20 protein-coding genes are annotated in these 20678 nt (G+C 59.0%); 11 read left to right on the top strand and 9 right to left on the bottom strand.

Annotated elements, in window-relative coordinates:
• Window positions 1-3 precede the first annotated feature (3 nt).
• Genes BFP70_RS04005 through BFP70_RS03995 form a run of 3 tightly spaced genes read right to left on the bottom strand, consistent with a single transcriptional unit; the run spans window position 4 to window position 2208 of the window.
• Window positions 4-810 (bottom strand): glycosyl transferase, encoded by an 807-nt coding sequence (locus BFP70_RS04005; RefSeq protein ID WP_066010064.1) that lies wholly within the window; start codon window positions 808-810, stop codon window positions 4-6.
• Window positions 807-1619 (bottom strand): TIM barrel protein, encoded by an 813-nt coding sequence (locus BFP70_RS04000; RefSeq protein WP_066010063.1) that lies wholly within the window; start codon window positions 1617-1619, stop codon window positions 807-809. Before BFP70_RS04000 ends, BFP70_RS04005 begins: the two co-directional genes overlap by 4 nt.
• Window position 1620: 1 nt before the next feature.
• Window positions 1621-2208 carry a DUF1285 domain-containing protein gene (locus tag BFP70_RS03995; protein ID WP_066010062.1) on the bottom strand — a complete coding sequence of 196 codons (588 nt, stop codon included), beginning with the start codon at window positions 2206-2208 and terminating at the stop codon, window positions 1621-1623.
• Window positions 2209-2287: 79 nt separating this feature from the next.
• On the opposite strand from BFP70_RS03995, the gene BFP70_RS03990 reads away from it, so the two are divergent.
• From BFP70_RS03990 to BFP70_RS03975, 4 genes are read left to right on the top strand one after another with little or no spacing between them, the layout of a single operon-like run.
• Entirely contained in the window at window positions 2288-3304 is a 1017-nt protein-coding gene (locus BFP70_RS03990) for a MoxR family ATPase (protein ID WP_066010061.1), read from the top strand.
• Window positions 3301-4224, top strand: a complete 924-nt coding sequence (locus BFP70_RS03985; protein ID WP_369820179.1) for a DUF58 domain-containing protein — start codon at window positions 3301-3303, stop codon at window positions 4222-4224. The genes BFP70_RS03990 and BFP70_RS03985 overlap by 4 nt, the downstream gene beginning before the upstream one ends.
• Window positions 4225-4226: 2 nt before the next feature.
• Complete coding sequence (locus BFP70_RS03980) at window positions 4227-6971, top strand: DUF4159 domain-containing protein (RefSeq protein WP_066010060.1); 2745 nt, start codon at window positions 4227-4229, stop codon at window positions 6969-6971.
• Window positions 6971-9079 (top strand): hypothetical protein, encoded by a 2109-nt coding sequence (locus BFP70_RS03975; protein WP_066010059.1) that lies wholly within the window; start codon window positions 6971-6973, stop codon window positions 9077-9079. Before BFP70_RS03980 ends, BFP70_RS03975 begins: the two co-directional genes overlap by 1 nt.
• Window positions 9080-9086: 7 nt before the next feature.
• On the opposite strand, the gene BFP70_RS03970 is transcribed toward BFP70_RS03975, so the two are convergent.
• Window positions 9087-9878, bottom strand: a complete 792-nt coding sequence (locus tag BFP70_RS03970; RefSeq protein WP_255356584.1) for a DUF599 domain-containing protein — start codon at window positions 9876-9878, stop codon at window positions 9087-9089.
• Between the two features lie 82 nt (window positions 9879-9960).
• On the opposite strand from BFP70_RS03970, the gene BFP70_RS03965 reads away from it, so the two are divergent.
• Together BFP70_RS03965 and BFP70_RS03960 are read left to right on the top strand one after the other, a co-directional pair.
• Window positions 9961-10788 (top strand): serine protease, encoded by an 828-nt coding sequence (locus BFP70_RS03965; RefSeq protein WP_066010058.1) that lies wholly within the window; start codon window positions 9961-9963, stop codon window positions 10786-10788.
• Between the two features lie 199 nt (window positions 10789-10987).
• Window positions 10988-11461: an Hsp20 family protein gene (locus BFP70_RS03960; protein WP_066010057.1), complete on the top strand. Its 474-nt coding sequence runs from the start codon at window positions 10988-10990 to the stop codon at window positions 11459-11461.
• Between the two features lie 50 nt (window positions 11462-11511).
• On the opposite strand, the gene modC is transcribed toward BFP70_RS03960, so the two are convergent.
• From modC to modA, 3 genes are read right to left on the bottom strand one after another with little or no spacing between them, the layout of a single operon-like run.
• Window positions 11512-12597, bottom strand: a complete 1086-nt coding sequence (gene modC, locus BFP70_RS03955; protein ID WP_066010056.1) for a molybdenum ABC transporter ATP-binding protein — start codon at window positions 12595-12597, stop codon at window positions 11512-11514.
• A complete protein-coding gene (modB, locus tag BFP70_RS03950) occupies window positions 12594-13289 on the bottom strand; it encodes a molybdate ABC transporter permease subunit (protein ID WP_066010055.1) in 696 nt (231 codons plus the stop codon). The genes modC and modB overlap by 4 nt, the downstream gene beginning before the upstream one ends.
• On the bottom strand, window positions 13286-14059 hold the full coding sequence (gene modA, locus BFP70_RS03945) for a molybdate ABC transporter substrate-binding protein (protein WP_066010054.1): 774 nt from the start codon (window positions 14057-14059) through the stop codon (window positions 13286-13288). The genes modB and modA overlap by 4 nt, the downstream gene beginning before the upstream one ends.
• 126 nt (window positions 14060-14185) lie before the next feature.
• Here modA and BFP70_RS03940 point away from each other — a divergent pair, with 126 nt between their 5' ends.
• The 4 genes from BFP70_RS03940 (at window position 14186) to BFP70_RS03925 (ending at window position 18659) form a co-directional block, all read left to right on the top strand.
• Window positions 14186-15211 (top strand): glycosyltransferase family 4 protein, encoded by a 1026-nt coding sequence (locus BFP70_RS03940; RefSeq protein ID WP_066010053.1) that lies wholly within the window; start codon window positions 14186-14188, stop codon window positions 15209-15211.
• A complete protein-coding gene (locus BFP70_RS03935) occupies window positions 15208-15822 on the top strand; it encodes a glycosyltransferase family 29 protein (RefSeq protein ID WP_066010052.1) in 615 nt (204 codons plus the stop codon). Before BFP70_RS03940 ends, BFP70_RS03935 begins: the two co-directional genes overlap by 4 nt.
• Window positions 15823-15896: 74 nt before the next feature.
• Entirely contained in the window at window positions 15897-16919 is a 1023-nt protein-coding gene (locus BFP70_RS03930) for an aspartate-semialdehyde dehydrogenase (protein WP_066010051.1), read from the top strand.
• Window positions 16920-17072: 153 nt separating this feature from the next.
• A complete protein-coding gene (locus tag BFP70_RS03925; protein ID WP_066010050.1) occupies window positions 17073-18659 on the top strand; it encodes a DUF4139 domain-containing protein in 1587 nt (528 codons plus the stop codon).
• A 135-nt stretch (window positions 18660-18794) separates the two neighbouring features.
• Here BFP70_RS03925 and BFP70_RS03920 read toward each other — a convergent pair whose 3' ends face one another.
• Window positions 18795-19247 carry a CopG family transcriptional regulator gene (locus BFP70_RS03920; RefSeq protein ID WP_141693084.1) on the bottom strand — a complete coding sequence of 151 codons (453 nt, stop codon included), beginning with the start codon at window positions 19245-19247 and terminating at the stop codon, window positions 18795-18797.
• A gap of 96 nt (window positions 19248-19343) precedes the next feature.
• On the bottom strand, window positions 19344-19994 hold the full coding sequence (locus BFP70_RS03915) for a carbonic anhydrase (protein ID WP_066010048.1): 651 nt from the start codon (window positions 19992-19994) through the stop codon (window positions 19344-19346).
• Between the two features lie 227 nt (window positions 19995-20221).
• On the opposite strand from BFP70_RS03915, the gene BFP70_RS03910 reads away from it, so the two are divergent.
• Window positions 20222-20602, top strand: a complete 381-nt coding sequence (locus BFP70_RS03910) for a hypothetical protein (RefSeq protein ID WP_083217341.1) — start codon at window positions 20222-20224, stop codon at window positions 20600-20602.
• Window positions 20603-20678 lie beyond the last annotated feature (76 nt).

Here is a 20678-nt window from a genome sequence, read left to right as displayed (position 1 = left end):
CGGTTATTCGCGCCACACCTGATCGACCCATGGGGTCGGTTTCATCCAATGGCGCAGGTAGCGAAACAGCGACCCCTCCAGCGGGCTACGTTCTTCGCGACGCGCGACATGTTCGGACAAGGTCCATCCTTCACGCCCGGCCCAGCCGCCTTTAATGGCGACCTGGGGATGCAAACCGCCGGGGAAAATTACAATCCGCGCATCCCGGGGCAGATGCGGCTCCTTAACCCAGTTCAACGGCCATAATGGCACGCATTGGTTGCGGAAATGGCGGACCCATGCGCGCGGGAAAAGATCTACGCCGCCGGGCGCATTGCGGGTGACAAAACGCTGTTCCCAAACATATTCTTCTGCAATCCCTTTTGGGTCTGCGCAGAATTTCTCTTGGATCGGTAACAGTTTTCCGACCGGAAAGCGAAAACAAGAGGTCTGGCCAAGCCGCTCAAACGGGCGTGCCGGATTGCGCGACAAGATCACCTGATCGGGGTCGCCATAGGTGAAGAAATCATCCAGCGACCCGGTGATGACCAGATCCAGATCCAGAAACAGCACATTGCCCGTCAGATTGCCCAGCTTTGGCCCCCATAACCGGGCCTTGGGCCAGATACCTTTTTTGGTTTGCGGGATTTCCACGGGAATTTCGGGCAGGGGCTGGCAATCCACTTCCGGGCGCACACCTTCAGCCGAGTCACAAAAACAGGTGAAGCTGAACGGGGGGGTGATATTGCGTGCCACCATCGCATATAGTCGGTTGATGAATTTCGGACCGTATTTCGTGCCCCAATTGATGCAGATTACCTGTTTTATCATATGTCTTGCTTCTTTTTGGCACGCGGTTTGCGGGGTGACGCTTTGGAGGCTTTTTTCGCGGCTTTTGGGGCCGATGGCGGTGGTGGAGTGAACCACTCCAGACTGTCCTCGGTCGGCCCTTGCGGGCGGTACGCTGCGCTGACATAGCCGCTAAACCCGTCCTTGTCGAGCCGATCCAAAAGCGCATCATGCGCCTGTTTGTCAGGGCGCGTGCTTAGGCGCAGACAGCCCATATGCGCGCCAAACCGTTCTAAAACCGCATCTTGCCCGCCGCATTCCTGTGTCGCCTGCGCCAGATCGGCGCAAAGGAACAGGTTGTCGGCACCGACCTGGGTCAAGATCTCTGCCGCCTGGGCATGGCTTGTCAAAAATGCCCCTTCCAGATCAGGGTCATCGGGCGCGATCAGAAAACGCCGTTTTGGGGCACTTGTGGTGGCCAAAATCAGGTTTTCCACGAAGCAGTCATGGCTTTGCGCCCCGGCATCTGGCCCTGCGGCAATTGTCACAAAACGCGATTTCAACACATCTGCAAACCGTAACGCGCGACGTAAATCACGGGTGAAACGCTCTTTTTGTGCGGGGCTGGCAGCCCAGCCGGGTTCCCCACCGGTGTAATTGGGAGGCGGAGCCTCCAGTGCAGCCCATGCCAGATCGCGCATCACCAGCTGATAGGCCATATCCTGGGCCGCTGCGTCATAGGGGCTGCGCATTTCTACCATTTCAAATCCGGCCACATTCGCCGCCACGAACCGTTCCAACAGGGGCCGTTCTGTGAACAGGTGATCCAAGCTTGCAGAAATCTTGACCATATTACAGATCCGCCATTGCAATGATCGGGAAAAACACCCCGGCAGAGCGTAGGCCCAGCCATTGTTCCCCGTCATGTGTGCCGGGCCGGGCGATGTCTACAAGGCGATAGAAGCTTTTGCGATCAATCAACGCCTCCAGCCCGCGCCGCACATGTATATAGGGGGCGGGTTCGCCATCGGATGCATATGCCACGCGTATGGGATTGGCCGCATTGGCGCTGACGCGGTCCCCGACATTGGTCGTGAAGGTCACTGTTTGGTTCTCGCCTTCGTCAGTCAGGTCAAAATCCACGGCTACAAACGGGGCATCCACAACGCGAATCCCAACCTTTTCTACAGGGGTAACAAGAAAATACGCATCCCCTTCGCGTTTAAGCACCGAGGCGAACAGCCGCACAAGCGCTGGACGCCCGATGGGTGTGCCCAGATAAAACCATGTGCCGTCGCGACGGATTTCCATATCTAGATCACCACAAAACGGCGGATTCCATAGGTGAACAGGGGCTAGACCTTTCTGTGTGGCGCGTGTTGCCGCCTGCGCAATCCCCTCTGCCGAAGGTGTTGTCACGGGCTTTTGTGTCTGTGTCATGGTGCACCTACGTTTTCAGGTTTGGTTTCGGTCCGGAATCTGCTTTGCTGTACATCATACGTTGGATGGAGCATTTGTCATGACCGAGCCTACTGATCTTCTGGCCGATATTGATCGCCTTGGGGCAAAACTGATCGAGGCGCGCGCGTCAATCAACACCCGTTTCATCGGACAGGAGCGGATCGTAGAGCTTGTCTTGGCGTCGATGCTGTCGGGGGGGCACGCGCTTTTGGTTGGTTTACCCGGCCTTGGCAAAACGATGTTGGTCGATACGCTGTCGACGGTGATGGGGTTAGACGGGTCGCGCATTCAGTTCACGCCAGATCTGATGCCTGCCGATATAATCGGCTCAGAGGTGTTGGAAACCGCGCCTGATGGCAGCCGTGCGTTCCGCTTTATCGAAGGTCCGGTGTTCTGTCAGCTGTTGCTGGCTGATGAGATCAACCGCGCGTCGCCGCGCACGCAATCAGCGCTTTTACAAGCCATGCAGGAATGCGAGGTCACGGTGGCCGGCGAACATCGTGCGCTGGGCCGCCCATTCCATGTGCTGGCCACGCAAAACCCGATCGAACAAGAGGGCACCTATCCCCTGCCAGAGGCGCAGCTGGACCGGTTTCTTGTGCAAATTGATGTTGAATATCCTGATCGCGATACGGAACGCGATATCTTGTTGGCGACCACGGGTGCCACACAAGCGCAGGCCCATGCCGTATTCTCTGCCGCCGAATTGATCGAGGCCCAGCAGGTCGTGCGGCAAATGCCTGTAGGCGAAAGCATCGTAGAGGCGATCTTGGATTTGGTGCGCGCGTGCCGTCCGGGCGAACCCGAGGCGGCGGCCGCGGTGAAGGACACTCTGTCATGGGGGCCAGGTCCGCGTGCGGCACAGGCATTGATGTTGACTGTGCGGGCGCGGGCGCTGATGCATGGCCGTCTTGCGCCCTCGCTTGACGATGTGGAGGCGATGGCACAGCCGGTGTTGATCCATCGGATGGCGCTTGGCTTTGCGGCACGCGCGCGTGGCGAAACGCTGACACATGTGATTGCGCAGGTCTTGGCCGAATTGGCTGCAAAAACCACGAAGGAAGCTGCCGCGTGACCGTAATCGCCAAAGCCTCCCCCCAAATCCGGGCCCTGCGCCGTGCTGCGGACACCGAAGCGGCTGCGCTGCCGCCGCTGTTATTGGCGGCAGAGAAGCTGGCGCGGACGGTGCAAATGGGCGTGCATGGCAAGCGCAGCTCTGGCGTAGGGGAGGAATTTTGGCAGTATCGTCCGGTTCATGCCGGGGATGAAGCGCGGTTTATTGATTGGCGCCGCTCTGGCCGGTCTGATCAGCAGTTCGTGCGTGAACGCGAATGGCAATTGGCGCAGACCGTGCATCTGTGGGTCGATGATGCGGCCTCAATGACCTATACGGGGGAACAGGGCGGAAAACGCGCCCGTCCGACCAAATCCGAACGCGCACGCCTACTGGCGCTGGCGCTGGCCGTGTTGTCGGTGCGCGGCGGCGAGCGCGTGGGCCTGACCGGGCAATTGGCCGCGCCGCGCCCGGGCAAAGGCCAGATTTTGATGTTGGCGCAATTGCTTAGCGCGGCAGGCAGTGTGGATGAATATGGTGTGCCTGAAACCTCGGCGGTGCGGGCGCAATCCAAGGTCGTCATGATCTCTGATTTTTTTGGTGATCTGGACCGGTTGCAAGAAAGCCTGCGCCGGCTGGCGCAGCGCGGTGTGACGGGGGTGATGTTGCAGGTTCTGGACCCGCTGGAAGAAGATTTCCCCTTTGATGGACGCACCGTGTTTGAATCGATGGCAGGTAGCTTGCAATTTGAAACCCGTTCAGCGGGGGATCTGCGGGACCAATATCGCGCCCGCCTGGCCGAGCGCCGCGAGCGTTTGCTGCGCATGGCGCAGGCCGCGCATTGGCAATTTTCCACCCATCACACCGGAAGTTCCGCACAAGCTGCCTTGCTGTGGCTGCATCAGGCGCTGCGCTCGCAGGTTGCGGGACGGGGGCGATAAGAATGTGGATGCTTGGACCCATTGGTTTTACCACGCCATGGCTTTTATTGGGCCTGCTGGCGCTGCCGCTTTTATATGTGATCTTGCGCGCGGTTCCACCCGCGCCAGTGCGGCGCAGGTTCCCCGGTGTCGCGCTATTGCTTGGGTTGCACGACCGCGATGCAGAAGCAGCACGCACGCCGTGGTGGCTGTTGGCGCTGCGCATGCTGGCGCTGGCGGCGGCAATCATCGGCTTTTCCGGCCCGGTGTTGAACCCTGTCACCGTTGGTGCGACGGGGTCTGGGCCGCTGTTGATTGTCACCGATGGTAGCTGGGCGTCGGCGCGCGATTGGAGCAGACGTATCGATCGGATCGGTCGTGCTTTGGACGAGGCCGCGGCGGCAGGGCGCCCCGTGGCAATGATTTCACTGGCTGATCCACCACCAGAGGCCCCACCCTTTGGGGCTGCTACCGCCCTGCGAGAAACATTGCCGGGCCTGAAGCCGGCGCCATGGGAGCCGGGTGCAGATATCGATCCGGCATTGATATTGCCCGAAGGAAGTTATGAAACGCTCTGGCTGTCAGACGGGTTAGAACGCGATGCACGGCCTGATTTCTTGTCCGCATTAGAGGAACATGGCACGGTAAATGTATGGCAATCGGCCGCGCCTATATGGGCATTGGGTGCGGCGCGGATCGAAGATGGGGTGGTGAATGTGCCGGTTTTCTCTGCCGTTGCCTTGGCCAGCACAGTGGAGGTCATCGCGATGGGACTGGACCCGGCAGGGATCGAACGCGAACTGGCCCGTACAGAGGTGGCCATGGACGCGCGCACACAAGCGATTGCCAGCTTTGATCTGCCGCCCGAATTGCGCAATCGTGTCACCCGGTTTGAGGTCGCCGGCCTGCGTTCTGCCGGGGCTGTCAGCCTGACCGATGACGCGGTCAAGCGACGTAAAGTGGCGCTGATATCGGCGGGTGTCTCACGTGAGGGGCTGGAGCTACTGGACCCGTCGCATTTCCTGCGAGAGGCATTGGATCCCACTGCTGACTTGATCGAAGGGACGTTAGAAGATGTCTTATTGGCCAATCCTGATGTGGTGATCTTGGCCGATGTGGCTGAAGTTCCTCCCGCTGGCGCATTGCAAGATTGGGTCGAAGACGGTGGGCTTTTGCTGCGCTTTGCCGGACCGCGCCTGGCGATGACGGATACTGACCTTGATCCGCTTTTGCCGGTTAAACTACGCGCCGGTGGGCGCTCTATCGGGGGCACTATGAGCTGGGGAGAGCCGCGCCAACTGGCCGCCTTTCCAGCGGGTTCCCCGTTTGAGGGCCTGGAGGTGTCGCCCGATGTAACGGTCAGCGCACAGGTGATGGCAGAGCCTTCGCCAGAGCTGGCCGAGCGCACGATTGCCCAGCTTGCTGATGGCACGCCCTTGGTGACGCGCGCACGGTTTGGCGATGGAACGGTGGTTTTGGTGCATGTGACAGCCAATGCCGAATGGTCCACATTGCCCTTGTCGATCCTATTTCCAAAGATGCTGGAACGTTTGGCTGTGTCCACCCGGCCCACCCGGCCCGATGTGGCCGAATTGGAAGGTACGACATGGGTGCCACAGCGCGTGATCGACGGGTTTGGACGGCTGACGACGGCGGAAGCGGCCGCCGGCGTCGCAGGTGAGGATCTGGCGATGGGCCATCCCAGCGCGGATCTGCCCCCTGGTGTCTATGCGGATGATGACCGCTCGGTCGCGCTTAACGCTCTGGCTGCGGATCGGGTGTTGGCGCCGGCACAATGGCCCAACTGGATTTCGGTTGAGGGGGTCGAACAACCGCAACAAACGCCGCTGAAAGGTGCACTTCTGGCGCTGTCGCTTTTGGCGCTGATGGTGGATATCGTGGCGTCGCTGGCCCTGTCGGGACGGCTGCGTGGTCCGCGTGCCGCCTCTGCAATGATGGTGGCGTTGGCGATGATTGCCATGCCGCAACTGTCCAAGGCGCAAGAGGCAATGGCGCAGGACCGTGCGATTGCTGCAGCTGGAAATGTCGTGTTGGCGCATATCCTGACCGGCGATCCGCAAGTGGATCAGATTGCGCAGGCGGGGTTGACCGGCTTGACCAATACATTGACCCGACGCACAACGGTAGAGCCTTCGCCGCCGCTGGCGATTGATCTGGAACGGGATGATCTGGCATTATTCACACTGATTTACTGGCCCGTGACGGCCAATCAATCCGCACCATCACCCGCCGCCTATGCCAAGTTGAACCGCTATTTGCGCGGAGGCGGGATGATATTATTTGATACGCGCGACGCAGATGTGGCGAATTTCGGCGGCGCTACACCGGCGGGGCAGCGGCTGCAAGCATTGGCAGCACCACTGGATATTCCGCCGCTGGCACCGATTTCCAATGACCATGTGCTGACCAGGACCTTTTATTTGCTGCAAAGCTTTCCGGGCCGCTACGATCAACCGATTTGGGTTGAGGCCCCGCTGCCCGATGCCGAACAGGCCGAAGGCATGCCGTTTCGTAACCTTAATGACGGGGTGACGCCGGTGGTGATCGGCGGCAATGACTGGGCGGGCGCATGGGCGGTGGATAACAACGGCATTGCAATGTTTCCTGTCGGGCGCGGCCTGTCAGGAGAGCGGCAACGTGAAATGGCGCTGCGATTTGGGGTGAATCTGGTGATGCATGTGCTGACTGGAAATTATAAATCCGATCAGGTTCATGTGCCTGCATTGCTGGAAAGGCTTGGCCAATAATGAATGGAGTGTCGATCCTTTGGGCGCCGCTGGTCCCGTGGCCCTTGATCTGGCTGGCAGTCGCGCTGGTTGCGGCGCTTATGGTGCTGGCAATTTGGCGCCGCTTGCGTGGTTGGGCGCTGCGCGTTCTGGCGCTTTTTGCGCTTGTGGCCGCCTTGGCGCAGCCATCCTTGCAGACCGAAGATACAACGTCGTTGGCAGATATTGTTTTGCTGCTTGATGACCGCACCGCCAGCGCGGAGCTGTCGGACCGTACACAACAAACTGACCTTGCGCTGTCATCGATGTCAGCACAGATCGCGCGCCTGCCTAATACTGAACTGCGTCGGGTGACCGTGCCAGATGGCGCCGATAATGACGGATCCTTACTGGGCGCGGCATTGGCAGAAGCCTTGGCGGCCGAACCGCGCGCGCGTGTGGCAGGTGCCGTGATGATCACCGATGGGCAGGCCCATGATGCTGCCTTGGCCCCGCAATTGCCCGCACCGCTGCATCTTTTGCTGACCGGGCATCCAGATGACTGGGACCGCAGACTAGTCATCGAAACCGCCCCGACATTCGGGATCATCGGAGAGCCGGTCACGATTCAGCTTCGGGTCGAAGATCAAGGCGTTGTCCCCGATGCTGTAAGTGAGAATGCGCAACTGACGCTGGCTATCGATGGCGGTCCGCCGGAGCGGTATAACGTGCGCGTGGGCGAGGAACTTGAGCTGCCACTGACCTTGGAACATGGCGGTCAGAATGTTGTGCAATTTTCGGTCACGCCGGATGACGCAGAGCTGACAGATCGCAACAATGACGCTGTGGTGCAAATCAATGGCGTACGCGACCGGCTGCGGGTGTTGTTGGTGTCGGGTGAGCCCCATGCGGGGGAACGCACATGGCGCAACCTGTTGAAATCTGACGCAGCGGTGGATCTGGTGCATTTCACCATTTTGCGCCCACCGGAAAAACAAGACGGTGTTCCGGTGTCGGAACTGTCCTTAATTGCCTTTCCTACGCGTGAATTGTTCATTGATAAGATTGACGAATTCGATCTTATTATTTTTGACAGATACGGTGCGCGGGGGATTTTGCCGGCCTCGTATTTTGCAAATATCGGGCAATATGTGCGTGATGGCGGGGCGGTTTTGGTGTCTGCCGGTCCGGAATTCGCCACGGTCGAAAGCCTGTGGCAAACTGCCTTGGGCGATATTCTGCCCGCCCGCCCGACCGGACGCGTGATCTCCGACAGTTTTTTGCCCCGCCCAACCGAAGTGGGGCTGCGCCATCCGGTTACGGCCGGGTTGACGGGCGCACCCCCTGTGTCTGAGGATCTTGAAGACGGGCAAAGCGTCTATTGGGGCAAGTGGTTGCGCCAAATTGAGCTGACAAACCCTACCGGAGAGGTCGTCTTGCAAGGGGCGCAGGGCGCGCCGCTGCTTGTGTTGGATCGTGTGGGCACGGGGCGTGTGGCGCTTCTGGCCTCGGATCAGGCGTGGCTTTGGGATCGCGGCTATGATGGGGGCGGTCCGCAGCTGGAGCTGCTGCGCCGCATCGCCCATTGGGAGATGAAGGAGCCGGAGCTGGAAGAAGAGGCGCTGTTTTCAGAGGTCGAACCTGGCTCGATGACTATCACCATTGTGCGCCGCACGATGGAGGATACGGCAGAGCCTGTGACCATCATCGCCCCTGATGGCAGCGAGGAAATCGTAACACTGGAGGAAACCGCGCCGGGGCGGTTTACCACACGCTGGACAGCGCCAGAGGCCGGACTGTATCGGCTGCGTCAGGCGGATCAGGAACGCGTTGTGGCGCTTGGCCCAGCAAGCCCTCGTGAATATGAGGAAACAATTGCCTCTGGCACGGTGTTGGCCGCGGCGGTTCAGGGCTCTAACGGGGCCGTCACCGCGTTGGACGGCGGTATTCCGCAAATTCGGCAGGTCCGCGAGGGGCGCCCGACCACCGGGCGTGGTTGGATCGGGGTGACACCGCGCGGGGCCACGGCCACCACAGATATCCGCGTCAGTGCGATCTTGCCGCCGTGGGCATGGTTGGTTCTGGCCGCTGGGCTGACGATTGGCGCATGGATCATTGAGGGGCGGGGCCGGCGGCGTAAAACTGCTTAAACCGGTGTTATTTTGGCGGGTTCACCAGCAAAGACGCACGGGAATCAGAGGCAAATTCACGCCGCCACAGCATCGCGGTGGTGAATAGTGTCGATATGATCAACGCCTCTGGCCCTAGCAGCCAGGCCATCGACGCAAGGGCGAAATACACATTGCGCAAGCCGCGGTTAAAGCTTTTGGCAGCATTGATATTCACATCTGCGGCCTGTTCGGCGCGGGCATAGGCGATGGGATCATCGCAATCATTCGGCACGGCGGCCATCGCGATAGCGGCATAGGAAAACAGCCGGTGCGACCAGACGAATTTCTGAAACGCCAAGGCGCCGAATAACACCGCTGTCAGGATGCGCATTTCCCACAGCAGTTCGGTTCCCGCCGCCAGATCAAAGTCTGATGCCAGATCGGTCAGGGGTTTGGGGTCCGCGATCAAGGCCAGCCCACCCCCAATCGCGATCAGTGCGGTAGACGCAAAAAACGTGGTCGATTGGCGCAAACCATCCACCATTTGGCTGTCAAAGATCCGGTTCTGTCGTCCTACCAGCTGGCGCATCCATTCCCGCCGGTAATTTTCCATAAGCTTCCCGACCGAGATCCGCCCCTTGGGTGGGTTCTCGGTGGTCCATCCTATGCCCGCCCAACAGGCAAGCAGCAGTAGGACGGCAATCATATCCAGCACGGTCAGGGGGCCAAAGGCATATGCATATATCATCATCTTAGTGTTACTTTGGCTTTGCGCGCCATGCCAGATCGGTTTGTGCCGATGCAGATGTTTTGCACCGCCAATATGCAGAACTGCCACGCTGGCCATAGTTGCGCCATTATTAACGACTTTAACTTATGCTCAGTCTGGACCTATCTAGCCCCCTGTCGGAGGTGCCTGAATGCATGTAATTTTTACGGTTTTGCTGTCTATCATGGTGATATGCGTGCCTGCATGGGCCGAGGAGGGCTCTGCCGATCTGGGATTCGGGGCGATTCAACTGCAACCCAAGGCCGGGCCTTTGCGACTGTTGAAGACGGGTGATGACAGTCGCGGATGGGAGGCCGTGGGGCGCTTGGAACTGGGCAAAACCGGGTTTTGCACCGGAACGTTGATCGCGCCCGATCTGGTGCTGACGGCCGCACATTGTCTGTATTCCAACACGACGGGGCAGATGATTCCGGCTGAAAACATTGAATTCAGGGCTGGGTGGCGCAATGGTCGTGCTGTCGCCTACCGTCAGGCACGTCGCACGATCGCGCATCCACAATACCAGTATCAGGGCCCCGACCGGGTGGACCGGGTCGCATGGGATCTGGCGTTGATCGAATTGGCCCAGCCGATCCGATTGCCACAGGTCATGCCCTTTGCCACGGACACCCATATTGAAGCCGGGGATGAGGTCGAGGTCGTCTCATATGCGCATGACCGCGCCGAGGCCCCGTCGATGCAAGATGTCTGCGAGGTGATGCAGCGGCGAAACGGATTTCTTCTGATGACCTGTGATGTGGATTTCGGGGCCTCTGGCGCGCCGGTTTTTGCCAAGCGCAATGGTCGTTTTGAAATAGTGTCTGTGGTGTCGGCCAAAGCTGAACTGGACGCACGCAAGGTCTCGCTTGGGACGCTTGTGGATAATCTGGCTGATTTGAAAGGTGCGCTTGCCGCGCGCGGCATGGACAGCGGGGCGCCGACGCGACGGATGCCGGGGGCGAAATTCGTGCGCCCCTAGGCGGCGCGGGGTCGCCCGTAACTTGGGCCGCAAAAAACGCAGGCTTATGGTTTTCCGACCTCTTGAAAACAGTTTGCAGCTTTCCCAAATCAATTGGACCGGGTCGCCTGAATAGGGGTCTGGGACGTGGATTGCCGTGCCCATATGGGGCGGTCTGCTGCGTCAAACTGTCAACACATCGCTCAAGAGAGGATGATCCATGCGTAGTTTTGATCTTTCGCCACTATATCGTGCAACTGTAGGGTTTGACCGGGTTGCCGACCTGATGGACCGGGTTATGACCAATGATGTCGCTCAGCCCAGCTATCCCCCGTATAATATTGAAAAAACAGATGAAAATGCCTATCGCATTTCGATTGCTGTTGCAGGTTTTGCCGCAGACCAACTGTCGGTTGAAATGCGCGATGGCGCGTTGATCGTGGTCGGGCGCAAGTCCGATGCCGATGCTGAAAAGGCCTATCTGCATCGCGGTATCGCCACCCGCGCCTTTGAACGCCGCTTCGCGCTGGCTGATCATGTAAAGGTGCTTGGGGCCAGCCATGAAGATGGCATGTTGCATATCAATCTGGTTCATGAGGTGCCCGAGGCATTGAAGCCGCGCCGGATTGAGATTTCCGGCACCGCCTCTGGCCGTCCGGTTGCGACCCATACATCACAAACCATTGACGCGTAATCTGCACCTGTCATCGTGAAGTTTGGCGGCGCGGGGGACCCTCGCGCCGTTCAGCTGCGTGACAGATCAGCGCGGTCCATCGCCACCGCTTTGACGATTGCATGGCACGGCGTGCCCGAGCGCAATTGCAAGATGGCAGCAGAACGCGCGGTGATCCGCGCCAGCAATATCTGCCCCTGCGGTAAGGTCAGCTGCACGAAAACGCGCCCTGCATCGCCTGGCTGCACCTGCGTCACAGTCGCGGTTAGAATGTTAAGCGCGGAAAGCCCCTCCGGCCGGTTGCGCGAAAGAATGACATCACTGGCTTGAATGCGGATGCGCAGATCATGTCCCATATCCGGGCTGCTTTGGGGTAAAAACAGGGATTGCCCCCCAAGATGCAGCCGCGTTAGCCCGTCATCATCCACCCCGCCATGTGTCACGCGCAACACAGCGCCGGCTTGGGCACCGCCCAGACGCTGCGCCAATGTGGGATCGGACAGGATGTGGTGCGCGGGGCCTGCGGCCACCAGTTTCCCGGTGTCTATCAGCGCGATTGTATCGGCCAGCCGCGTGACCTCTGGTAGCGCATGGCTGACATAGATGACCGGTAGGCCGGCATCGCGCAACCGCTCCAAGAACGGTAGGATTTCCGCGCGCCGTGCCGGGTCCAAGGCGGCCAATGGCTCATCCATCAGCAACAGGCGGGGTTTGGACAGCAGGGCGCGGCCGATGGACACGCGCGCCCGCTCTCCGCCCGAAAGTGCGCCTGTGGGACGCGCCAAAAGCGGCGCAATGCCCAGCATGTCGACGACATCATCAAACGCCGGGCCAGCGGCCGCCTTGTGGGCGCGTTTGGCGCCGTAATTCAGGTTGGCACGCACATTTAGATGGGGGAAAAGCCGCGGCTCTTGAAAGACATATCCGATATTGCGCCTATGTGGAGGCTGGTCCACCCCAGTGGCAGCGTCGAACAGCAGGTCGGATCCCGCGCTGATCCGCCCTGCGCGCGGACGCAAAAGCCCCGCGACGGCATTCACCAATGTAGTTTTCCCCGACCCGGATGGGCCGTAGAGCGCGGTGATCCCCGGACCGGCCTGAAGCGAGACATCCAGATCAAACCCCGACAATGGATGATGCAGGCGAATGTCGATCATAGTGCGCCACCAATCCGGCGGGCGATGCGCCGCGTCAGCCATTCTGACAAGAATACCGCGCCAATCGCCAAGGTCACAGAAATCGCGCACAGCACGACAACCTGTTGTTCGGCACCGGGGATCTGTAGCGCACTGTAAATTGCGGATGGCAGCGTTTGCGTGCGCCCCGGGATGTTGGAGACAAAGGTGATGGTGGCGCCAAACTCACCCATCGCTTTGGCAAATCCCATGATGGCACCTGCCAGAATGCCGGGCGCAATCAGCGGCAAGGTAATGGTGCAAAACACATTCACCGGGCCTGCGCCCAAGGTCGCGGCGGCCTCTTCCAATTTAGGGTCGACGGCTTCGATTGCCAATCGGATCGCGCGCACCATCAGCGGAAATCCCATAACCGCTGCCGCCAGCGCCGCGCCCGTCCATTGAAAGGCAAATGTAATCCCCAATGGCTCTAGCAACCGGCCCACCGGCCCGTTTCGCCCAAACCCCAGCAATAACAGATAGCCGGTGACTACGGGCGGTAAGATCAGGGGCAGGTGCACCAGCGCATTTAACAGCCACAGCCCTGGCCATCGGCTGCGCGACAAAATCCAAGCCGTTGCGATCGCCACGGGCAAAGAGGCAATCATCGCAACGCTTGCGACTTGGAGTGACAATGTGATGGCCGCGATGGCCAGGGGGGAAAGCTCGATCATGGATCAGGGTGTAGCGTGAAACCCTGTTGGGTGAAAATGGCTTGTGCGGGGGGTGTTTGCAGATAGGCGGCGAAATCGGCGGCGGCGCGTGGATCGTTACCTCCGTCAAGCGCGGCCATGGGATAGATGATGGGGCGGTGGCTGTCGGCAGGGAACGTGGCGATTTCATGCACCCGAGGCTCTGCTTTGGCATCTGTCGCATAGGTAATGCCCAAAGGCGCCTCATTCAGTGCGACCAATGCAAGGGCGGCACGGACATTATCGGCCTGTGCGACCTGCGACGCAACCTGATCCCACAGGCCCAGATGGGTCAGCGCTTCCTTACCGTACTGTCCGGCCGGCACGCTGTCGACCAGTGCCATTGCCAGAAAGGCCGTTCCGTCCATCACCGGCTGTAAGGACGATGCAATCGATGACGTTGCGGCGTTAGTTGAGTTTCCATTTCCTATAAGCACCAATCGGTTGCCCAGCAGGTTCACGCGACTGCCCGGCGTGACCATACCGCTTTGGTCCACCGCGTCCATCCACTGCGGCGAGGCCGAAATGAACAGGTCCGCGGGGGCGCCTGCGGTGATCTGCCGGGCCAGCTGCGACGAGCCGGCGTAGGAAATCGTTACCGGCGGATGGGTCGTCGCCCATTGCTGTGCCGCCTGATCCAGCGCGGTTTTCAGCGATGCGGCTGCAAATATCAACGGTTGGGCCTGCGCGGTGGTGACAGTGCAAATGCCGACCAGGCTGAGGGCAAGGCAGGCGAGGAAGGGCAGGCGCATGAAAGATCCTTTGGCGGTGGGGCGGTACAATCATCGTAATCTTTGCATCGCGTCAGACAAGGTCACAGAGATCACATGGTTGCGTTTGGCCAAGACAAGTGATGCGCGGCGCGCTATGTCGGGGGTATGAGCACGCAGATTGATGTTATCGCCCCGAATTTGAAACGCCGCCTGTCGGGTGTCACCGCGACGGTGGTCCGATTGCTGCCGGTGCAGGCCCATCAGATCGGGATCGTGGCGACCGGCCCGGGCCTGCCATCACATGTGCCGCATATTTCGCTGTGGCGGCTACCATTTTTACCGCGCCATACGCGGGTGTGGCATGCCCGGCGCAATGTGGAAATGCTGTTGGGTCTGGCGCTGAAATATCTGTGTCGGATGGATTTGCGGTTGCTGTTTACCTCAGCCAGCCAACGCAAACATTCGGGCTATACGAAATGGCTGATTGGTCAGATGGACCGGGTTATAGCGACGTCATCGCGGACGGCGCAGTATCTGGACCGCCCTTGCGATGTGGTGCTGCATGGGATTGATGTGGACGGGTTCGCCCCCGCACATGATCGCGCGGCGTTGCGCGCGCGGTTGGGTCTGCCCGACGCGGTGCTGATTGGCTGTTACGGACGTATCCGGGCGCAAAAAGGCACGGGCGATTTCATCGAGGCAATGGTTCAGATTTTGCCACAGCGACCGCAGGCTGTGGCTGTTGTGATGGGACGGGCAACGGAAAAACATGTCGACTATCTGAAACAGCTTAAGGCGCAGGTTGCCGCTGCGGGGCTGTCGGACCGCGTGTTGTTCCCGCCAGAGGTGCCGGTGCATGAGGTCGCGGATTGGTATCGTGCACTTGATCTTTATGTAGCGCCGCAGCGCTGGGAGGGGTTCGGGCTGACAGTGCCAGAGGCGATGGCCTGCGCGGTGCCTGTTATCGCCACCAAGGTCGGGGCATTTGAGGAAATCGTCACGTCCGAATGTGGGGCTTTGGTCGACCCGGGTGATCCGGTTGCGCTGGGCGCAGGTATTGCCGCGTTTGTTGATGACCCGGACAAGTGCCGCATGGCTGGCGATGCCGCCCGCGCCCATGTGGAGGCGCAGTTCAAAATTGAGGGCGAGGCCGCGCGTCTGGTGCAGATTTACCGCGAGATGCTGGCATGACCCGTGCGGGGTTTTACCTTGCGCGGATGTTGCGCGATGATGATGCTTTGCAACGCTTGTCAGTTGCGCAATCCGTGCTGCTTGCCCCGCTGGCAGGAAAATCGGTTGCGCTGATTGGCAATGCCCGGGCGTTGGCCCAGCAGACGCATGGCGCACAGATTGATGCACATGATGTGGTGATCCGCATCAACCGCGCCCCGATGCCGCAGCCACGCAGTCACGGAACGCGCACCGATTGGCTTGCGCTGGCCACTCGGCTCTCAGCCGAGGATCGGGCACGGATTACCCCCGGGCGCTGCCTATGGATGAGCCATAAGCGCAAGCGCCTTGATTGGACCACCGCGACAAGCGATGGCTTCTATCTGCATCCACATCCTGATTACGCACAGTTAAAGACCCGTATCGGCGCACAGCCCACAACAGGGGCGATAATGATTGACCTGCTTGCGCGCTCTGCGTTGTCGAAACTATCACTGTTTGGGTTCGATTTTTTCGCCTCGTTGTCGCTGTCGGGGCGGCGCACGGCAGACCGTGTCCCGCATGATTTCGACGCCGAAGCGGTATTTGTCACCGGTCTGATCGGCGCGGATCCCCGTATTTGCAGGGTCTGACGGCCCGAAAACCCTTTTACTTTGGCCCCATTTGCATTAAGTGCCGACATGTTCTTTTGAGCAAGGAGGTCCTTATGGGCTATAAGATCGTCGTTGCCGGTGCCACAGGGAATGTGGGCCGCGAAATGCTGAATATTCTGGACGAGCGCCAGTTTCCTGCGGATGAGGTTGTTGCTCTGGCGTCACGCCGGAGCCTTGGCACAGAAGTCAGCTACGGCGATAAGACGCTCACTTGCAAGGACATCGAGGGTTTCGATTTTTCGGGCTATGATATTGCGCTTTTTGCAATCGGCTCTGACGCGACCAAGCAATATGCACCGATTGCGGCCAAACAAGGCTGTGTGGTCATCGATAACTCGTCATTGTACCGCTATGACCCGGAAATCCCACTGGTCGTGCCAGAGGTGAACCCGGAAGCGGTTGATAATTATACCAATAAAAACATCATCGCGAACCCGAACTGTTCAACCGCGCAGATGGTTGTGGCGTTGAAGCCACTGCATGACCGCGCCAAGATCAAACGCGTTGTCGTGTCGACTTATCAGTCGGTGTCAGGCTCGGGTAAAGACGCGATTGATGAGCTGTGGAACCAGACCAAGGGCGTTTATGTCCCCGGTCAGGAAGTCGAGCCCAAAGTCTATCCCAAGCAGATTGCGTTCAACGTGATCCCCCATATCGACGTGTTCCTGGACAGCGGTGACACGAAAGAAGAATGGAAGATGGTCACCGAGACCAAGAAGATCATCGACACTTCGATCAAAGTGACCGCGACCTGTGTGCGCGTGCCGGTTTTCGTCGGCCACGCAGAATCGCTCAATGTCGAGTTCGAGGATTTCTTGGACGAAGACGAGGCCCGCGATATCTTGCGCGAAGCGCCCGGTATCATGGTCGTCGATAAGCGTGAAGATGGCGGTTACACGACCCCGGTTGAATGTGTTGGCGATTTCGCAACATTCGTTTCGCGGATCCGTCAGGACGTAACCATTGAAAACGGTTTGAACCTGTGGTGTGTGTCCGACAATCTGCGTAAAGGCGCTGCGTTGAATGCGGTTCAAATTGCGGAAACATTGGGTAAGCGCTGCTTGAAAAAAGGCTGATTGCGCCCCTTTTAGACGATGTAAACCCCCGGTGTGCGCTTGCGTGCCGGGGGTTTTTCTATGCGCTGAATGCTGACCAGAACGTGAGCAGAGTTTTCTGGACATGCCCTGCCCGACCTATCAGGCTGCATGATGATCTGAGGGAGGTTTTCGATGATCCATATTCGCATGGTTGCGGCGCTTGTATTAACAGTATCCCCGGCCGCTCTTTGGGCGCAGGACGTGACCGCCAACGCCAAAATTCAGTCGGTTACGTTGTTCCCATGGGGCGCACAGGTGGTGCGCCAGGTCAATGTATCGGCAGAGAAGCCCCAGCAGATTATCGTACCCGGTTTACCCGAAGACACGCGGATTGATACGCTGCGCGTGGCGGGGGAGGGGCTGCAGATCGGCGCGTTGTCTTTAATCGATGACCGCCGCCCGCCCAGCGATGGTGCCGAAGATCCGGCGGTTGTTTCAGCCAAGGCCGAGGTGGACCGTCTGGAAGATGTTTTGGCGGATAAATTAGAGGATGTGGCGCAGATCCGTTTGCAGGCTCTTGCGGCGCAAGATCGCGTTCAGTTTCTATCGGGCTTGTCCACACAAGGGATGGATGCCGCTCAGGCACTAAGCCTTGCACAGCAGGTGGCCGAAGAGTCCCTGGCGGCACGCACCACAGCGCTGAAGGCTGAAGCCGCCGCGCGCCGTGCGGATGACGCACTGGCCCCGGATCGCAAGGCGTTGGAAAGCGCCCGCCAGACCTTGGCAGCAGTGCAAAACCCCAGCGATGACGGCGATGTTTTGCGCGCGACAGTGCAGGGGACGGGGGTGATGACGATCACCACCTATGTTGATAATGCGGGTTGGAGCCCATCCTATGATATGCATCTGGACCGCGCTTCGGGTCAGGTGACGTTGGACCGATATGTCTCGGTGCATCAAGCCAGTGGCGAGGATTGGCAGGGTGTCGATGTGACCTTGTCCACAGCGCGCCCGTCCGAGCGGGCGGACCCGACCTACCTGCCGCCTTTGCTGCGCCGTTCCGGCCCGCCGGTGGAGCTGATGGCGGCGCCCAAAGCGCTCGCGCGGTCAGCGGATATGGCAATGATGGAGGCCCCCGTAGCCGAGGGAATGGGCGCCCAGATGCAAGGAATGGTCCTGACGTATCACTATGCGCAACCCGTTGATATCCGCGACGGGGTGGAGGCGCTGCGGCTAAGCCTGGATCAGATGACATTGCCTGCCGATATCCGTGCGCAGGCTGTGCCTGTGTTCGATGATCGTGCCTATCTTATGGCTGAAATCAAGAATGGCACCGAGATTTTGCTGCCCGGGCCTGTGACACGTTATGTCGATGGTGCAATGGTTGGTGGTGGTCAATTGGATTTGGTCGCGGCGGGCGATACCTTTGATCTGGGCTTTGGCGCGATTGATGGCCTGACCCTAAGCCATGTGGTCGAAGACCGGATACAAGGGCAGGCCGGCTTGATTTCAAAATCCTCACAGCAATCCGAGACTACGCGGATTGAGGTGAAAAACCTGACCAATGAGACATGGCCGATGCGTGTCTTGGACCGCGTGCCTTATTCTGAGCAAGACAGTCTGAAGATCACCTATTCTGCAGATCCCGCCCCGACCACAGAACATCCAGACGATCGTCGCGGCGTTCTTGTGTGGGACTTCGACTTGCCGCCACAGGACAGTCAGTTGATCCGCGTGCAAACGGATTTGAACTGGCCCGATGATGAAGTTCTTCGGTGATGTCCTAGATTGAAAATTATGCCTGCGGCCCAAATTTCTGGGCCGCAGGCAAACGCATTTCGCAGCCCCCGCGACGAAACGCGCTGTCCGACTGAATGACGCCGGACACGGAAATCAGGTTAAAATTTGGCGCGCTTAAGCAGCCGATGACATGCCGGACGTGCGTTTAGAACGGAAAACGGGCATATGCGCGGCTTCAGGCTGCAGGCCGGGGAAGGGGGCGCGATACCGTGTCGTCAGCTCGGTCTGGCTTTGACCAATTTCTTCCAACTTACACAGGTGTTGATTGGACGGCCATTCGTTCAGGCTCAGCTTACCATCAGGATCGTGGCGCAGCACGAAACCCAGGGCGCGAAGCTGCGTTTGTAGGTCCAGCCAGCCATCCGCCAGATCGAAAGCGCGCGTAATGGCGACCCGCTGCGTAAGCCGGGTCGGGATGGAGGCGGCGCCCTTCATCAGGGCGTCCGTCAGGGCGGTGCGGATGATTTCCGCGGGTGCCATATCCTGAGCGCGGGCCGAGTTCTCGATCTGAGAGATCAGGTCTTTCGGCAGGCGCATCGTAACGAGTCGGTGCGATGAATGTGTCATGCAGCCAGATTCGCCAAACATCCTTAACGCCGGGTTTATTTTCCCGCTTTGGTCCCGCCTGAGCGAAAATATTCATTCAAGCGGTGTTTGCGAACCTTAGAGGTTTTCAAATATTTCGGACTGCGGATCATATTGTTTCAGCCCGCCGCCGCCGATGTCATGCCACAACCCGTGTAAAGACATCTGACCGCTTTGAACGGCATCTACGACAAAGGGGAATGTCATCAGGTTTTCCAAACTGACCACGACGGCCTCTTTTTCCAACGCAGTGATGCGCTCGTCATCTGGCAGATCTTTCACGCGTTCATAGCCCGGGCGCAGCGTGGCAAGCCATGTGCCAACGAATGAGGTTTTTTCCTCCAACTCCGGCGCGTGCCCGGTGCACATCGCGTCACAGCCTGCAACGCCGCCGCAATTGGAATGGCCCAGCACGATCATATGCGAGACCTTCAACGCCTTTACTGCATATTCCACCGCCGCCGATGTGCCGTGATGTTCACCATCAGGTTGATGCGGTGGGACCAAGTTGGCGATATTACGGTGAATAAAGAACTCTCCGCTGTCGGCACCGAAGATCGAGGTGACGTGGACGCGCGAATCGCAGCACGAAATTACCATTGCACGCGGGCGCTGACCCTCTGAGGCCAGTCGTTTATACCATGCTTGATTTTCGGAATAGGTCGTGGCTTTCCAACCGAGGAATCGCTGGACCAAATAGGCGGGCAGCGGCTTCACATGTTCTTTCATGCCGTTCTCCATGGTGATTTTGGCAAATCTAATCAAGCCGCGCCCTAAGTTCGAGAGGTTTCTTTTGGGTCATAACCATTTCTTGATATCTGGGGGGCATATTGATGTTGATTGATAGGATCACACCGAAGCGGGCGAAGCCTGCATCATAGGACCAGAACGGTTGCGCTGCGCCAGAACCGCGACATCGCACAATCTGTTTTATATGAATGTAGGAGGGCAGTTGGGTGGCTGATGTCATACGACTGCGCTGCGAAGAAACCGTTCGGATTGATTCCGACCGTATCGTGGCGCTTTATTCTCAAATGGGACAACACGCGGCAGAGCGGTTGATGTCCAAGGCGATTGAAGATCTTGCCGTGCAGATGGTCGCGGTTGACGTTGCGATCCGCGAAGGACGCCAGGAGGCGTTTGGCCGGGCGATTGATACGTTGATCCCGCTGGCGACGCAGGTGGGGATGTCCAAGCTGGTGCGCATTGCACAAGACCTGCGTGCGGCTGTGGCTGCACAAGATGCGGTTGCGCGTGATGCCTTGCTGGCGCGTTTGGTCAGGATCGGTGATCGCTCCCTCAGCGAGGTTTGGGGAATTCAGGATATGAGCCTGTAAATCAGGCACTTGTCGGTTTTTTCTGGGTGCGTTTGGAAAACAGATGACGGCAGCGTGAATGGGGAGCGACAGCGCT

Source organism: Thioclava sp. SK-1, from assembly GCF_001705665.1.
Taxonomy (GTDB): Bacteria; Pseudomonadota; Alphaproteobacteria; order Rhodobacterales; family Rhodobacteraceae; genus Thioclava.
This window is presented reverse-complemented; position numbering and strand designations above follow the sequence as displayed.

Coding starts and splice junctions, on each gene's coding strand:
- BFP70_RS04005 (WP_066010064.1), bottom strand. CDS start 810: ATGATAAAACAGGTAATCTGCATCAATTGGGGCACGAAATACGGTCCG.
- BFP70_RS04000 (WP_066010063.1), bottom strand. CDS start 1,619: ATGGTCAAGATTTCTGCAAGCTTGGATCACCTGTTCACAGAACGGCCC.
- BFP70_RS03995 (WP_066010062.1), bottom strand. CDS start 2,208: ATGACACAGACACAAAAGCCCGTGACAACACCTTCGGCAGAGGGGATT.
- BFP70_RS03990 (WP_066010061.1), top strand. CDS start 2,288: ATGACCGAGCCTACTGATCTTCTGGCCGATATTGATCGCCTTGGGGCA.
- BFP70_RS03980 (WP_066010060.1), top strand. CDS start 4,227: ATGTGGATGCTTGGACCCATTGGTTTTACCACGCCATGGCTTTTATTG.
- BFP70_RS03975 (WP_066010059.1), top strand. CDS start 6,971: ATGAATGGAGTGTCGATCCTTTGGGCGCCGCTGGTCCCGTGGCCCTTG.
- BFP70_RS03965 (WP_066010058.1), top strand. CDS start 9,961: ATGCATGTAATTTTTACGGTTTTGCTGTCTATCATGGTGATATGCGTG.
- BFP70_RS03960 (WP_066010057.1), top strand. CDS start 10,988: ATGCGTAGTTTTGATCTTTCGCCACTATATCGTGCAACTGTAGGGTTT.
- modC (WP_066010056.1), bottom strand. CDS start 12,597: ATGATCGACATTCGCCTGCATCATCCATTGTCGGGGTTTGATCTGGAT.
- modB (WP_066010055.1), bottom strand. CDS start 13,289: ATGATCGAGCTTTCCCCCCTGGCCATCGCGGCCATCACATTGTCACTC.
- modA (WP_066010054.1), bottom strand. CDS start 14,059: ATGCGCCTGCCCTTCCTCGCCTGCCTTGCCCTCAGCCTGGTCGGCATT.
- BFP70_RS03940 (WP_066010053.1), top strand. CDS start 14,186: ATGAGCACGCAGATTGATGTTATCGCCCCGAATTTGAAACGCCGCCTG.
- BFP70_RS03935 (WP_066010052.1), top strand. CDS start 15,208: ATGACCCGTGCGGGGTTTTACCTTGCGCGGATGTTGCGCGATGATGAT.
- BFP70_RS03930 (WP_066010051.1), top strand. CDS start 15,897: ATGGGCTATAAGATCGTCGTTGCCGGTGCCACAGGGAATGTGGGCCGC.
- BFP70_RS03925 (WP_066010050.1), top strand. CDS start 17,073: ATGATCCATATTCGCATGGTTGCGGCGCTTGTATTAACAGTATCCCCG.
- BFP70_RS03920 (WP_141693084.1), bottom strand. CDS start 19,247: ATGACACATTCATCGCACCGACTCGTTACGATGCGCCTGCCGAAAGAC.
- BFP70_RS03915 (WP_066010048.1), bottom strand. CDS start 19,994: ATGAAAGAACATGTGAAGCCGCTGCCCGCCTATTTGGTCCAGCGATTC.